Genomic DNA, 15,107 nt, shown 5'->3' with positions numbered 1-15,107 from the left:
CAGGCGATAGCGTGAATAGCGTGCCACTATTTAATTATCGTCAGCCAGGGGAGAGAACATGACGCAGCCATTGGCGGGAAAACAGATTCTGATAGTTGAAGACGAACCCGTTTTCCGCTCTCTTCTGGATAGCTGGCTCACTTCACTGGGGGCGACCATCCGCCAGGCGGAAGACGGCATTGAGGCGCTGCAGCAAATCGCGATTTCGAAACCGGATCTGATGATTTGTGATATCTCGATGCCGAGAATGAACGGCCTGGAGCTGGTTGAACAGGTTCGCAACCAGGGTGAACAACTTCCTATTTTGATGATTTCCGCGACCGAAAACATGGCGGACATTGCCAAAGCGCTGCGTCTTGGCGTGCAGGATGTCTTACTGAAGCCGGTAAAAGATTTTAATCGCCTGCGTGAAACGGTGTATGCATGTCTCTACCCGACAATGTTTAGTTCTCGAGTAGAAGAGGAAGAGCGATTATTTGAAGACTGGGATGCGTTAGTTAGCGACCCTCTGGCCGCGTCAAGGTTATTGCAGGAGCTTCAGCCGCCGGTACAGCAGGAGATATCTCATTGTCGCATTCATTACCGTCAGCTTATCTCTGCGGATAAACCGGGGCTGGTGCTGGATATTGCGCCGTTATCAGAAAACGATCTGGCGTTTTATTGCCTGGATGTTACCCGTGCCGGTGATAATGGCGTTCTGGCCGCATTATTATTACGCGCTTTGTTTAATGGCTTGTTGCAAGAACAGCTTGCTCATCAGGGGCAGCGACTGCCGGAAATGGGCGCATTGTTAAAACAAGTTAACCAATTACTCCGCCAGGCCAATTTACCAGGCCAATTCCCATTGTTGGTTGGTTATTATCACAGCGGATTAAAAAATTTGATTCTGGTTTCTGCCGGCCTTAACGGCACGCTGAATACCGGAGAGCATAAAATTCAAATTAGTAACGGCGTTCCGTTAGGAACGTTGGGCAACGCATACCTCAACCAAATTAGCCAGCGCTGCACATCATGGCAGTGTCAAATTTGGGGAGCAGGGGGACGTTTACGCCTGATGTTGTCTGCAGATTGAACAATTCTATCTATTTTTAGTAGGTGGGATTACCGGGCCTACATTTCCGGTGGTACTATCACTGCGTTTTATGCGTAAAAGTCCTAATTCGAGGGTATCCAAACCTTTTCAGACCAGGTTTATCTGATCAGACTGATATACTCGATGCGTTATTTATTGACGATTAAGTTCAAAAAACGAACAGTCCAGGAGATTTCAATGGCTGCCCTTAATTCTAAAGTAAGAAAAGCTGTTATCCCGGTAGCGGGATTAGGCACCAGGATGCTACCCGCCACCAAGGCTATTCCGAAAGAAATGCTGCCACTGGTAGATAAACCATTAATCCAATATGTTGTTAACGAATGTATCGCCGCTGGGATTACTGAAATTGTTCTGGTGACACACTCTTCGAAAAACTCTATTGAAAACCATTTCGATACCAGCTTCGAACTCGAAGCGATGCTGGAAAAACGTGTAAAACGTCAGCTTCTGGAAGAAGTTCAGTCTATTTGTCCGCCGCACGTCACCATCATGCAGGTACGTCAGGGGCTGGCTAAAGGTCTGGGCCACGCGGTGCTGTGCGCGCATCCGGTTGTCGGCGACGAACCGGTTGCGGTTATTCTGCCGGACGTGATTCTGGACGAATATGAATCCGATCTGACCCGCGATAACCTGGCGGAAATGATTGCTCGCTTTGACGAGACGGGCGCCAGCCAGATCATGGTTGAGCCGGTTGATGACGTTACGGCCTATGGTGTTGTTGACTGCAAGGGCGAAAGCCTGCAGCCTGGCGAAAGCGTGCCGATGGTTGGCGTTGTTGAGAAACCGAAGGCAGACGTCGCGCCGTCTAATCTGGCGGTAGTCGGTCGTTATGTGCTGAGCGCCGATATTTGGCCGCTGCTGGCGAAAACCCCTCCGGGAGCTGGCGATGAAATTCAGCTGACTGATGCTATTGATATGCTGATCGAGAAAGAAACCGTTGAAGCCTACCACATGAAAGGCAAAAGCCATGACTGCGGTAATAAGCTCGGTTATATGCAGGCCTTCGTAGAATATGGCGTTCGCCATAAAACTCTGGGCGAAGATTTTAAAGCCTGGCTTGAGCAGGCTGTCGCGAAGTAATATTCGCCAGCAGAACAACCGGATCGTCTGATGATGATCCGGTTTTTTTATGCCTGTTACTTTAAGAGTGTAGCGATAAAAAAAATCCCGCCGAAGCGGGATTTTTATATCAAGCATAAAGCTAATTAGAGCAGGAAATCGTCCAGTGTTTTACCTTGCTCGTCCATTGCTTTCTTGATGACTGCCGGAGTACGACCCTGGCCAGTCCAGGTTTTAGTTTCGCCGTTTTCATCAACGTAGCTGTATTTAGCCGGACGTGCAGCACGTTTAGTTTTGGTGCCAGCTTTAACTGCCGCCATGGTGCTCAGCAGTTCATTCGGATCAATACCGTCAGCGATCAGCATTTCGCGGTACTGTTGCAGTTTACGAGTGCGCTCTTCAATTTCTGCAGCAGCGGCGCTTTCTTCTTCGCGACGTTCGTTAACGACAACTTCTAATTTTTCCAGCATCTCTTCAAGCGTTTCAAGGGTGCATTCTCTTGCCTGCGCACGAAGAGTACGGATGTTGTTCAAAATTTTAAGTGCTTCGCTCATTGTAGTAATCTCAAACTTATATTGTGGGGTGGTTTGTTGAAGTAATAATAGAGCGATAAAATCAGATGTGCAATAGGGGAGAATGTAAGGAATTCAAAATTACTTGTTATTTGTCTGGTTGATTAAATAATTTAAGTTAAATTTTCGCGCGACTTCACATCTTCTCGCTTATAGCTTAAGCATACGCACTGGCGCTAAAACCATGAGTCAGGATGGTTTTCCTGCGTTTCGAGAGTAAATTTATACTTTACGTGGATAAATATCACTCTTCAGTTTTAGCGCATTAGTTACGGTGATGCTTAATATAAATTGGCGGCCAAAACCCATTATAGTTGTCCGGAGAATGGCGGTTTAAGCACAAAACGACAATGATTTGTATCTGCTGGCGCAGTAACGGTCTTGCCTGAAGCTATTCATTCACCGTCCGTTTCATTTTTTGTAAAGCATTATCGTTAAGTCGGCAATACCCCCTGTGAAAGCACGGTCGGCTCGGTAATATATGATACAATTGCGCAGTAAAACACATTGATTGGGGTTACGCAGCCGATGGCACAACTTTATTTTTACTATTCTGCAATGAATGCCGGTAAGTCTACCGCACTGTTGCAGTCTTCGTACAATTACCAGGAACGAGGGATGCGTACAGTCGTTTATACCGCTGAAATCGACGACCGCTTTGGTTCTGGCAAAGTGAGCTCGCGAATCGGGCTGTCTTCTCCGGCGCGGCTGTATAATCCTCAGACGTCATTATATGCCGATATAGCGTCAGAACATGCCCGCCAGCCTATTCATTGCGTGCTGGTGGACGAAAGCCAGTTCCTGACCCGTGAACAGGTCCACGAGCTCTCAGAAGTGGTGGATGAGCTCGATATCCCTGTATTGTGCTACGGCTTGCGTACGGACTTTCGCGGTGAGTTATTTAGCGGTAGCCAGTATTTGTTGGCATGGTCGGATAAGCTGGTTGAATTAAAAACTATTTGCTTCTGTGGGCGAAAGGCAAGCATGGTTTTGCGTCTTGACCAGGAGGGGCGACCGTACAATGAGGGCGAGCAGGTGGTGATTGGCGGTAATGAGCGCTACGTTTCCGTATGCCGTAAGCATTATAAAGAGGCGTTGAATATCGGTTCGTTAACCCAGGTGCAAAGTAAGCTGCGCCACTGCGAATAATTCTTTAATTTCATTATCTTCAGGCGCCTGTATGGCGCCTGTTGTCTTTTATGGAATCGGTTCCTGTATTCAGATATTACCCAGTGTATTGCTTCTTGTACTTCTGTATGTGAACACGAATAAAGTACGAATATAAAAAAAGCCCCATCAATAGATGGGGCTTCGTTCATATCAATGCCGTGAATTAAGCGGATTTTTTCGCTTTTTTCTCAGCTTTGACTGGAGCCGCTTCTTTTTTCACAGCCGCTGCTTCGCCTTCGACAAAGTCACGACCGTAGTAGGTGTCCAGCAGAATCTGTTTCAGCTCGGCGATCAGCGGGTAGCGCGGGTTAGCGCCGGTGCACTGGTCATCGAAGGCGTCTTCAGACAGCTTATCAACGTGAGCCAGGAAATCAGCTTCCTGAACACCGGCTTCACGGATAGATTTCGGAATACCCAGCTCCGCTTTGAGGCTTTCCAGCCATGCCAGCAGTTTCTCGATTTTCGCAGCAGTGCGGTCGCCCGGAGCGCTCAGACCCAGGTGGTCTGCGATCTCGGCGTAACGACGGCGTGCCTGCGGACGGTCATACTGACTGAATGCGGTCTGCTTGGTCGGGTTGTCATTCGCGTTATAGCGGATAACGTTGCAGATCAGCAGGGCGTTCGCCAGACCGTGAGGAATGTGGAACTGTGAGCCCAGTTTGTGCGCCATAGAGTGGCACACGCCCAGGAAGGCGTTAGCAAACGCGATACCGGCGATAGTGGCGGCACTGTGCACACGTTCGCGGGCTACCGGGTTCTTAGAACCTTCGTGGTAAGAGGCCGGCAGATACTCTTTCAGCAGTTTCAGCGCCTGCAGAGCCTGACCATCGGAGAACTCGGAAGCCAGTACGGAGACGTAAGCTTCCAGGGCATGAGTCACGGCGTCCAGACCACCGAAGGCGCACAGGGACTTCGGCATATCCATGACCAGGTTGGCATCGACAATCGCCATATCCGGAGTCAGCGCGTAATCGGCCAGCGGATATTTCTGTCCAGTTGCATCGTCGGTTACCACGGCGAACGGAGTCACTTCAGAGCCGGTACCGGAAGTCGTGGTGATGGCAACCATCTTCGCTTTAACGCCCATTTTCGGGAACTTGTAGATACGTTTACGGATATCCATAAAGCGCAGCGCCAGTTCTTCGAAGTGGGTTTCCGGATGCTCATACATAACCCACATGATTTTGGCTGCATCCATCGGGGAACCGCCGCCCAGCGCAATGATTACGTCTGGTTTGAAGGAGTTGGCCAGATCCGCGCCTTTACGCACGATGGTCAGAGTTGGGTCAGCTTCAACTTCAAAGAACACTTCGGTTTCTACGCCAGCCGCTTTCAGTACGGAAGTGATCTGGTCTGCATAACCGTTGTTGAACAGGAAGCGGTCAGTCACAATCAGCGCGCGTTTGTGACCATCAGTAATCACTTCATCCAGTGCGATTGGCAGAGAGCCACGACGGAAGTAGATAGATTTCGGAAGTTTATGCCACAACATGTTTTCAGCTCGCTTAGCAACGGTTTTCTTGTTGATCAGGTGTTTCGGACCAACGTTTTCAGAGATGGAGTTACCACCCCAGGAACCACAACCCAGAGTCAGGGAAGGTGCGAGTTTGAAGTTATACAGGTCGCCGATACCACCCTGAGAAGCCGGGGTGTTGATCAGGATACGCGCGGTTTTCATCATCTGGCCGAAGTAGGCCACGCGAGCCGGCTGGTTGTCCTGGTCGGTGTACAGGCAAGAGGTGTGACCGATACCGCCCATGGCGACCAGTTTTTCTGCTTTATCGACCGCGTCTTCGAAATCTTTCGCCCGGTACATTGCCAGCGTCGGGGACAGTTTTTCGTGAGCGAACGGTTCGCTTTCGTCAACGTCGGTAACTTCGCCGATCAGAATCTTAGTGGTGGCCGGCACGGTGAAGCCTGCCAGTTCAGCGATTTTTGCCGCCGGTTGACCAACGATCGCCGCATTCAGCGCGCCATTTTTCAGGATGATGTCCTGAACGGCTTTCAATTCTTTGCCCTGCAGCAGGTAGCCGCCGTGGCTGGCAAAACGTTCGCGAACGGCATCGTAGACCGAGTCGACAACAACAACAGACTGTTCAGAAGCACAGATAACGCCGTTATCGAAGGTTTTTGACATCAGTACGGACGCTACTGCGCGTTTAATATCGGCAGTTTCATCGATAACAACCGGCGTGTTACCTGCACCAACGCCGATAGCTGGTTTACCAGAACTGTAAGCAGCTTTAACCATACCTGGGCCACCGGTGGCGAGGATCAGGTTGATGTCAGGGTGGTGCATCAGCGCATTAGACAGTTCTACTGAAGGTTGGTCGATCCAACCAATCAGATCTTTCGGCGCACCGGCAGCAATCGCCGCCTGCAATACGATGTCAGCCGCTTTGTTGGTAGCGTCTTTAGCACGCGGGTGCGGGGAGAAGATAATGGCGTTACGCGTCTTCAGGCTGATCAGCGATTTGAAGATAGCCGTTGAGGTCGGGTTGGTAGTCGGAACGATACCGCAAATAATACCGATTGGTTCAGCAATGGTGATGGTACCGAAAGTGTCGTCTTCAGACAGGACGCCACAGGTTTTTTCATCTTTATAGGCGTTGTAGATATATTCGGAGGCGAAGTGGTTTTTGATCACTTTATCTTCAATAATACCCATGCCGGATTCGGCAACGGCCATTTTTGCGAGAGGGATTCGAGCATCTGCAGCGGCCAGAGCGGCGGCACGGAAGATCTTATCAACTTGTTCTTGAGTGAAACTGGCATATTCACGCTGGGCTTTTTTTACGCGCTCTACAAGTGCGTTAAGTTCAGCGACATTAGTAACAGCCATAATGCTCTCCTGATAATGTTAAACTTTTTTAGTAAAACAGTAGCTCGATTCGACATTATAGACAGGCTGTTAACAGCTTGCATGTAAATGTTAACGTAAAGATTTCTAACGCTTTGAACACACTGATTTACTAAAAAAGCTTTATCTCACTACGCACTCAGGTACTTCGGCCTTTCACTCTCTTGATGTAGCCAAGATTACTCACTTCTGAGTATGAATTACGTGATTTAGATCAATATTTGGCGATGCTGATACCTTTCAGCAGGGCAATAATTGACCAGTTAGATGATGGGGAGTGATAAGGTATGCATATTTAATGAATAAAGCCCATCCGCTAAACAAATATATAACAAATAAAAGCAAACAGCCGCGGCTGCATATTTGAGATGAATTGTGGCTATGAAAAGGGTATCTTCTGCCAAATTAATTTGTACTGACACTGTCAACAGCCTTTTTTAATGGTGCTGCGGAGTTCACTGTGACCCTACCGTTGTTTGATTTCGCTGTTTATTTTAAATTTTTTATCGGCCTTTTCGCGCTGGTCAACCCGGTCGGCATCATCCCGGTTTTCATTAGCATGACTAGCTACCAGACGGCGCTGGTGCGCAATAAGACGAATCTGACGGCTAATCTGTCGGTGGCTATCATTCTCCTTACCTCGCTCTTCCTTGGCGATGGCATCTTGCAAATTTTCGGCATCTCTATTGATTCTTTCCGTATTGCGGGTGGGATCCTGGTGGTGACTATCGCCATGTCGATGATTAGCGGCAAACTCGGTGAAGATAAACAAAACAAACAGGAGAAGTCGGAGACGGCTATTCGTGAAAGTATCGGTGTCGTACCGTTAGCGTTACCTTTAATGGCGGGGCCAGGGGCGATAAGCTCCACGATCGTTTGGGGGACTCGCTATCACTCCATTGCCCACCTGATCGGTTTTTCAATCGCCATTGCGCTGTTTGCCGCCTGTTGTTGGGGAATTTTCCGCATGGCGCCATGGTTGGTCAGATTGTTAGGGCAGACCGGGATTAACGTCATTACTCGTATCATGGGTCTGTTGCTGATGGCTTTAGGGATTGAGTTTATCGTCACCGGGATTAAAGCGCTGTTTCCTGGATTGACAGGGTAACTTACTTGGCAGGCGCGGGGCGCGTGGCCTCGCGTTTGAAAGATTATTAGCAAAACTTATTTCTGCAACTGATATAAAAGACAAACTATAACTTTTACTAATAATGATTTAATTTTATATTTATCATATGGTTAGTTGTTTTTATTCTATCTCGCCGTACTGTCTTTCTCCCCCCATCACTGTTATTTTCGTCACATCATTCTCTGGCGCTTGCTGTCGGATCATTGAAATGATATTAGTAATTTCTGCGAGACAGCAGATTAATGTGCTAAAAATTAGACAATTGTTAAATTATTGTGCAAAAAAGCAACTTTGCGCGCAGAGCGGGAACGCAAAATGACAGGGTGTTCCTATCTTGCTGATTAAAAGCAATATTTTTGCTTTTTTAACATGATAAGTCTTACGTTAAGTGCGGCTAAAAAAACAATAAAAGAGAATCCGGTAACATATTTGCAAATTGCATTGGCGGACATGAAACCGTTTTGGTACTTTCCGGCCTGATCGCTAACTAAATAATGTGCACAAATGAGAATTATTATTACATAACTCATTGTGCCGGAATTCCCCTCTGGACAGGGGGATAAAGAATCGACGTCAAGGCTGCCGTTTGAGCGGTCGTAATAAATAAGTCGGTGATAGCAAGCAGTAGAATCTGACAGCGGCAAAGACTCCTGCACTGTACAGAATCCCTTTAAGGGAAAAATAACAGGCTGGTTAAATAACCAGTAATTATAATGAGTGGAGTAACAACACATGACCATCATCACTAAAAAAAGTCTGGTAGCGGCGGGAATTTTATCTGCGCTAATCACCGCAAATGTTGCTATGGCAGCAGATGTTCCTGCCGGGGTGCAACTGGCGGATAAACAAACGCTGGTGCGTAATAACGGGGCAGAGGTGCAATCTCTGGATCCGCATAAAATTGAAGGTGTCCCGGAGTCCAACGTTAACCGCGATCTGTTTGAAGGGTTAGTGATTGGCGATCTTAACGGCCATCCTGTGCCGGGCGTTGCCGAATCGTGGGATAACAAGGATTTTAAAGTCTGGACCTTCCATATCCGCAAGGATGCCAAATGGTCCGACGGTTCACCGGTTACCGCGCAAGATTTCGTTTATAGCTGGCAGCGTCTGGCCGATCCGAAAACGGCATCTCCTTACGCCAGCTATCTCCAGTACGGCCATGTCGCCAACGTCGATGAGATTATCGCTGGCAAAAAACCTGCAACAGACCTTGGCGTCAAAGCGATTGACGACAAAACGTTTGAAGTCACGCTGAGCGAACCGGTTCCTTATTTCTATAAACTCCTCGTCCATCCATCCGTTTCTCCAGTACCAAAAGCTGCCATTGAAAAATATGGTGAGAAATGGACTCAGCCGGCGAATATTGTCACCAACGGCGCTTATAAATTAAAAGACTGGGTGGTCAACGAGCGTATTGTGCTCGAGCGTAATACGAATTACTGGGACAACGCCAAAACCGTTATTAACCAGGTAACTTACCTGCCAATTTCTTCTGAAGTTACCGATGTGAACCGCTATCGCAGCGGCGAGATCGACATGACCTATAACAACATGCCGATTGAACTGTTCCAGAAGCTGAAAAAAGAGATCCCGAAAGAAGTTCACGTCGATCCTTATCTGTGTACTTATTATTACGAAATCAATAACCAGAAAGCGCCATTTACCGACGTACGCGTCCGTACCGCGCTCAAGCTGGCGCTGGATCGCGATATTATCGTCAATAAAGTGAAAAACCAGGGCGATCTGCCGGCTTACAGTTATACCCCGCCATACACCGACGGCATGAAACTCGTTGAACCGGAGTGGTTCAAATGGTCTCAGGACAAGCGTAATGAAGAAGCGAAAAAATTACTGGCGGAAGCCGGTTATACCGCTGATAAGCCGCTGACCTTTAATCTGCTCTACAACACTTCCGATTTACATAAAAAACTGGCTATCGCCGTGGCGTCCATCTGGAAGAAAAACCTTGGCGCTAACGTTAAGCTGGAAAATCAGGAGTGGAAAACCTTCCTCGATAGCCGTCATCAGGGCACCTTCGATGTCGCTCGCGCCGGCTGGTGCGCTGATTACAACGAGCCGACATCGTTCCTGAACACCATGCTCAGCGACAGCTCTAACAACACGGCGCATTATAAGAGCCCGGCATTCGATAAGATCATCGGCGATACCCTGCAGGTCACCGATGAAGCGAAACGCGCCGAGCTGTACGCGCAGTCGGAACAACAGCTGGATAAAGATTCCGCGATTGTGCCTGTTTACTACTATGTGAACGCGCGCCTGGTTAAACCGTGGGTTGGCGGTTATACCGGTAAAGACCCGTTGGATAATATTTACGTGAAGAACCTTTATATTATCAAACATTAATGGCAAGACGTGGGGCAGGCTGAGCTTGCCCCACCGTGTCTGAATTCATCGCACTCGATAGGCACAGGCCAGAAGGTACGGGCAATGTTAAAATTCATATTACGTCGCTGTCTGGAAGCGATTCCGACGCTATTCATTCTTATTACTATCTCTTTCTTCATGATGCGCCTCGCGCCGGGCAGTCCTTTTACCGGTGAACGCACGCTGCCGCCGGAAGTCATGGCGAATATTGAAGCGAAATATCATTTAAACGACCCCATCATGACCCAGTACTTCAATTATCTGAAGCAACTGGCGCACGGTGATTTCGGTCCTTCCTTCAAATATAAAGATTATTCGGTCAACGATCTGGTCGCATCAAGCTTCCCGGTTTCCGCCAAACTGGGCCTTGCTGCCTTCTTGTTAGCCGTGATTCTTGGCGTCAGCGCCGGGGTTATTGCCGCGTTAAAACAGAATACCAAATGGGACTACGCGGTGATGGGGGTGGCAATGACCGGCGTCGTCATACCGAGTTTCGTGGTGGCGCCGCTGCTGGTGATGATTTTCGCCATCACGCTGCACTGGTTGCCTGGCGGCGGCTGGAACGGCGGGGCGCTGAAATTTATGATCCTGCCGATGGTGGCGTTATCGCTGGCCTATATTGCCAGTATCGCCCGTATCACCCGCGGTTCGATGATTGAAGTTTTGCACTCTAACTTCATTCGCACCGCAAGGGCGAAAGGTCTGCCGATGCGCAGAATTATCTTCCGCCACGCGCTAAAGCCTGCGCTGCTGCCGGTGCTTTCCTATATGGGGCCGGCGTTCGTCGGCATTATCACCGGTTCAATGGTTATCGAAACGATTTACGGCCTGCCGGGTATTGGCCAGTTATTCGTCAACGGCGCGCTTAACCGCGATTACTCGCTGGTGCTCAGTCTGACGATTCTGGTCGGCGCACTGACCATTCTGTTTAACGCGATCGTCGACGTGCTGTACGCCGTTATCGATCCGAAAATTCGCTACTGAAGCCGGAGTTCGCCATGATGTTAAGTAAGAAAAACAGCGAGGCGCTGGAGCACTTCAGTGAGAAGCTGGAGGTTGAGGGCCGTAGCCTGTGGCAGGATGCGCGTCGCCGCTTTATGCATAACCGCGCGGCGGTAGCCAGCCTGATTGTGCTGGTGATTATTGCGCTGTTTGTGACTATCGCTCCAATGTTGTCGCAGTTCTCCTATTTCGATACCGACTGGGGGATGATGTCCAACGCTCCGGATATGGAGTCTGGTCACTATTTTGGTACCGATTCATCCGGTCGCGACCTGCTGGTGCGCGTAGCGATTGGCGGACGTATTTCGCTGATGGTTGGCGTGGCCGCAGCGCTGGTGGCGGTGATCCTCGGCACCCTCTATGGTTCACTTTCCGGTTATCTCGGCGGCAAAGTGGACTCGGTGATGATGCGTTTGCTGGAAATCCTCAACTCCTTCCCGTTCATGTTCTTCGTGATCCTGCTGGTTACCTTCTTTGGTCAGAACATCCTGCTGATCTTTGTGGCGATCGGGATGGTATCTTGGCTGGATATGGCGCGTATCGTACGCGGTCAGACCCTGAGTCTGAAACGTAAAGAGTTCATCGAAGCCGCGCAGGTCGGAGGGGTCTCCACCGCGAATATCGTTATTCGTCATATCGTGCCGAACGTCCTGGGCGTGGTGGTGGTTTACGCTTCACTGCTGGTACCCAGCATGATTCTGTTCGAATCCTTCCTGAGCTTCCTCGGCCTTGGTACCCAGGAGCCGCTGAGCAGTTGGGGCGCGTTACTCAGTGATGGCGCCAACTCAATGGAAGTCTCGCCGTGGCTGTTATTGTTCCCTGCCGGGTTCCTGGTGGTAACGCTGTTCTGTTTCAACTTTATCGGCGATGGCCTGCGTGATGCCCTCGACCCGAAAGACCGCTAAGGAGCGCCGTCATGAGCACAATTGAAATGACTAAAGCGCCGCAGGCCGCGCAGCAAAGCGGTCTGCTGCTAGATGTGAAGGATCTTCGGGTGACGTTTAAAACGCCGGATGGCGATGTCACCGCGGTTAACGATCTGAATTTTAACCTGCGGGCTGGTGAAACCTTAGGTATCGTCGGTGAGTCAGGTTCCGGTAAATCGCAAACGGCATTCGCTTTAATGGGGCTGCTGGCGGCGAATGGCCATATCGGTGGTTCCGCCACTTTTAACGGTCGTGAAATCCTCAATTTGCCGGAGCGCGATCTGAATAAGCTGCGTGCCGAACAGATTTCGATGATTTTCCAGGATCCGATGACGTCGTTGAACCCTTATATGCGGGTCGGCGAGCAGCTGATGGAAGTGCTGATGCTGCATAAAGGGCTGAGCAAAGCCGCGGCTTTTGAAGAGTCGGTACGGATGCTCGATGCGGTGAAGATGCCGGAAGCGCGTAAGCGCATGAAGATGTTCCCGCACGAGTTCTCCGGCGGAATGCGCCAGCGCGTGATGATCGCCATGGCGCTGTTATGTCGGCCAAAACTGCTGATTGCCGATGAACCGACCACCGCGTTGGACGTCACCGTGCAGGCGCAGATCATGACCCTGCTTAACGAGCTGAAGCGCGAGTTTAACACCGCGATTATTATGATTACCCACGACCTCGGCGTGGTGGCGGGGATCTGCGATAAGGTACTGGTGATGTATGCCGGGCGTACCATGGAATACGGTCAGGCGCGCGATGTGTTCTACCGACCGTCGCACCCGTACTCGATCGGTTTACTCAATGCGGTACCGCGTCTCGATGGCGAAGGCGATTCCTTGCTGACGATTCCAGGCAACCCGCCGAACCTGCTGCGTCTGCCGAAAGGATGTCCGTTCCAGCCGCGCTGTCCGCATGCTATGGAAATCTGTAATAGCGCTCCGCCTCTGGAGTCGTTTGCGCCAGGTCGCCTGCGCGCCTGCTTTAAACCGGTAGGGGATCTGCTATGAACGCCGTGATCGAACAAAGAAAAGTGTTGCTCGAAATTGCTGACCTGAAAGTACATTTTGATATTAAAGATGGTAAGCAATGGTTCTGGCAGCCGTCAAAAACGCTCAAAGCGGTGGATGGCGTTACTCTGCGCCTGTATGAAGGCGAAACGCTCGGGGTGGTTGGTGAATCCGGCTGCGGTAAATCGACCTTCGCCCGCGCCATCATCGGCCTGGTGAAAGCTACCGACGGTAAAGTGGCCTGGCTTGGAAAAGATCTGTTAGGCATGAAGCCGGAAGAGTGGCGCGACGTGCGCAGCGATATCCAGATGATCTTCCAGGATCCTTTAGCATCGCTGAATCCGCGTATGACCATTGGCGAAATCATCGCTGAACCGCTGCGGACCTATCACCCGAAGATGCCACGTCAGGAAGTGCGCGATCGCGTGAAGGCGATGATGATGAAGGTCGGACTGCTGCCGAACCTGATTAACCGCTATCCGCACGAATTCTCCGGCGGCCAGTGTCAGCGCATTGGTATCGCTCGCGCGCTGATCCTTGAGCCTAAGTTGATTATTTGCGATGAGCCGGTATCGGCGCTGGATGTTTCCATCCAGGCGCAGGTGGTGAACTTACTACAACAACTGCAGCGGGAGATGGGGCTGTCGTTGATTTTTATTGCCCATGACCTGGCGGTAGTAAAACATATTTCCGACCGCGTGCTGGTCATGTATTTGGGTCATGCGGTGGAGTTAGGTACCTATGATGAGGTGTACCATAATCCGCTGCATCCTTATACCAAAGCGCTGATGTCGGCCGTACCGGTGCCGGATCCTGATCTTGAGAAGAATAAAACCATCCAACTGCTGGAAGGGGAGTTGCCTTCGCCGATTAATCCGCCTTCGGGTTGCGTGTTCCGCACCCGATGTCCATTGGCCGGGCCCGAATGCGCCAAAACGCGTCCGGTGCTGGAAGGCAGTTTCCGCCATGCGGTTTCCTGCCTGAAGGTAGACCCGTTATAATCACTTGGGCTGACTGATGTCAGCCCTTTTTTATTGTGAGGTTAACGTGGCAGTTTCGCTTTCCGCCGCCCGTTTGCGGCTTTACCATTTACTTTTCGATCAAACTCGTCGCTCCGGCCGCCGTTTTGAAGGGCTTTGCGGTTTATTCGCCCTGTTGAGCGTGGTCATTATTTTTGTTGAGTCCGGACTCGGTTCGCAGTATCACCTGTCGCTAGATGAATGGCATATTTTTGTCTGGCTGGAGTTGGGGGTCACCGCGGTCTTCACCGCGGAATATATTTTACGTGTTATCAGCTGGCCGAATCCGCTGCGCTATATCTTCAGCTTCTGGGGATTTATCGATCTGGCGACCGTTTTGCCGCTGTATGTGATGTGGCTATGGCCGGAAATGAGCCTCGAGTATGTTTTTGCCTGGCGGGCCATGCGGGTTATCCGCGCGCTGCGTATTCTTAAACTGCTGCGTTTTATGCCGTCGCTGAATATTTTTTGGCGGGCTATCGTCAGCGCCCGCCATCAGCTCATTCTGTTCTACTCGTTTATTGCTATTGTGATGGTGATTTTCGGCTCGCTGATGTATTTAATTGAAGGGCCGCAATACGGGTTTACCACCTTAAATGCTTCGGTCTATTGGGCAATCGTCACCATTACTACCGTGGGGTATGGCGACATTACGCCGCATACGCCGCTAGGGCGGATACTCGCCTCGGTGTTAATTCTCATCGGTTATTCTATCATCGCCATTCCAACCGGGCTGATAACGACACATATGACTACGGCGCTGCAAAACCGACGCGCCCGCCGCGTTTGCCCAAACTGCAATAACGCCGAGCATGATAAAAACGCCCGTTTCTGCCACGCCTGCGGAACAGAATTACCGCAATAACGTATAAAACAAAAAGCCTGCCG

Annotated in this window: 12 protein-coding genes; 10 read left to right on the top strand and 2 right to left on the bottom strand. The window is 50.2% G+C overall.

Going from position 1 to position 15,107, the window contains the following annotated elements:
• Positions 1–58: 58 nt before the first annotated feature.
• Together rssB and galU are read left to right on the top strand one after the other, a co-directional pair.
• Positions 59–1,072 carry a two-component system response regulator RssB gene (gene rssB, locus KGA69_RS20465; protein ID WP_045397559.1) on the top strand — a complete coding sequence of 338 codons (1,014 nt, stop codon included), beginning with the start codon at positions 59–61 and terminating at the stop codon, positions 1,070–1,072.
• 198 nt (positions 1,073–1,270) lie between these two features.
• The gene (gene galU / locus KGA69_RS20460) at positions 1,271–2,173 is read left to right on the top strand and encodes a UTP--glucose-1-phosphate uridylyltransferase GalU (RefSeq protein WP_045397556.1); all 903 of its coding nucleotides are present in this window, start codon (positions 1,271–1,273) and stop codon (positions 2,171–2,173) included.
• Between the two features lie 125 nt (positions 2,174–2,298).
• Here the strand turns inward: galU and hns are convergent, their stop codons facing one another.
• Complete coding sequence (gene hns, locus KGA69_RS20455) at positions 2,299–2,706, bottom strand: histone-like nucleoid-structuring protein H-NS (protein WP_004103116.1); 408 nt, start codon at positions 2,704–2,706, stop codon at positions 2,299–2,301.
• Between the two features lie 546 nt (positions 2,707–3,252).
• On the opposite strand from hns, the gene tdk reads away from it, so the two are divergent.
• The gene (tdk, locus tag KGA69_RS20450; protein ID WP_045397553.1) at positions 3,253–3,873 is read left to right on the top strand and encodes a thymidine kinase; all 621 of its coding nucleotides are present in this window, start codon (positions 3,253–3,255) and stop codon (positions 3,871–3,873) included.
• A 184-nt stretch (positions 3,874–4,057) separates the two neighbouring features.
• Here tdk and adhE read toward each other — a convergent pair whose 3' ends face one another.
• A complete protein-coding gene (adhE, locus tag KGA69_RS20445) occupies positions 4,058–6,736 on the bottom strand; it encodes a bifunctional acetaldehyde-CoA/alcohol dehydrogenase (protein ID WP_045397551.1) in 2,679 nt (892 codons plus the stop codon).
• 478 nt (positions 6,737–7,214) lie between these two features.
• On the opposite strand from adhE, the gene KGA69_RS20440 reads away from it, so the two are divergent.
• From KGA69_RS20440 to KGA69_RS20410, 7 genes are all read left to right on the top strand, one after another.
• Entirely contained in the window at positions 7,215–7,862 is a 648-nt protein-coding gene (locus KGA69_RS20440) for a YchE family NAAT transporter (RefSeq protein ID WP_045397549.1), read from the top strand.
• Positions 7,863–8,615: 753 nt separating this feature from the next.
• Positions 8,616–10,247 (top strand): oligopeptide ABC transporter substrate-binding protein OppA, encoded by a 1,632-nt coding sequence (gene oppA / locus KGA69_RS20435; protein WP_045397547.1) that lies wholly within the window; start codon positions 8,616–8,618, stop codon positions 10,245–10,247.
• Between the two features lie 84 nt (positions 10,248–10,331).
• Positions 10,332–11,252: an oligopeptide ABC transporter permease OppB gene (gene oppB / locus KGA69_RS20430; RefSeq protein WP_015367069.1), complete on the top strand. Its 921-nt coding sequence runs from the start codon at positions 10,332–10,334 to the stop codon at positions 11,250–11,252.
• Between the two features lie 14 nt (positions 11,253–11,266).
• A complete protein-coding gene (gene oppC / locus KGA69_RS20425) occupies positions 11,267–12,175 on the top strand; it encodes an oligopeptide ABC transporter permease OppC (RefSeq protein ID WP_015367068.1) in 909 nt (302 codons plus the stop codon).
• Positions 12,176–12,186: 11 nt separating this feature from the next.
• On the top strand, positions 12,187–13,200 hold the full coding sequence (locus KGA69_RS20420; protein ID WP_045397545.1) for an ABC transporter ATP-binding protein: 1,014 nt from the start codon (positions 12,187–12,189) through the stop codon (positions 13,198–13,200).
• Entirely contained in the window at positions 13,197–14,201 is a 1,005-nt protein-coding gene (gene oppF, locus KGA69_RS20415) for a murein tripeptide/oligopeptide ABC transporter ATP-binding protein OppF (RefSeq protein ID WP_015367066.1), read from the top strand. Before KGA69_RS20420 ends, oppF begins: the two co-directional genes overlap by 4 nt.
• Positions 14,202–14,217: 16 nt before the next feature.
• Positions 14,218–15,084, top strand: coding sequence for an ion transporter (locus tag KGA69_RS20410; protein WP_045368707.1), 867 nt, complete (start codon positions 14,218–14,220; stop codon positions 15,082–15,084).
• Positions 15,085–15,107 lie beyond the last annotated feature (23 nt).

This window comes from Klebsiella sp. A52, assembly GCF_018388785.1.
GTDB lineage: Bacteria > Pseudomonadota > Gammaproteobacteria > Enterobacterales > Enterobacteriaceae > Klebsiella > Klebsiella aerogenes.
Note: the sequence above shows the minus strand (reverse complement) of the source record. Positions and strands in the feature narration are given on the sequence as shown.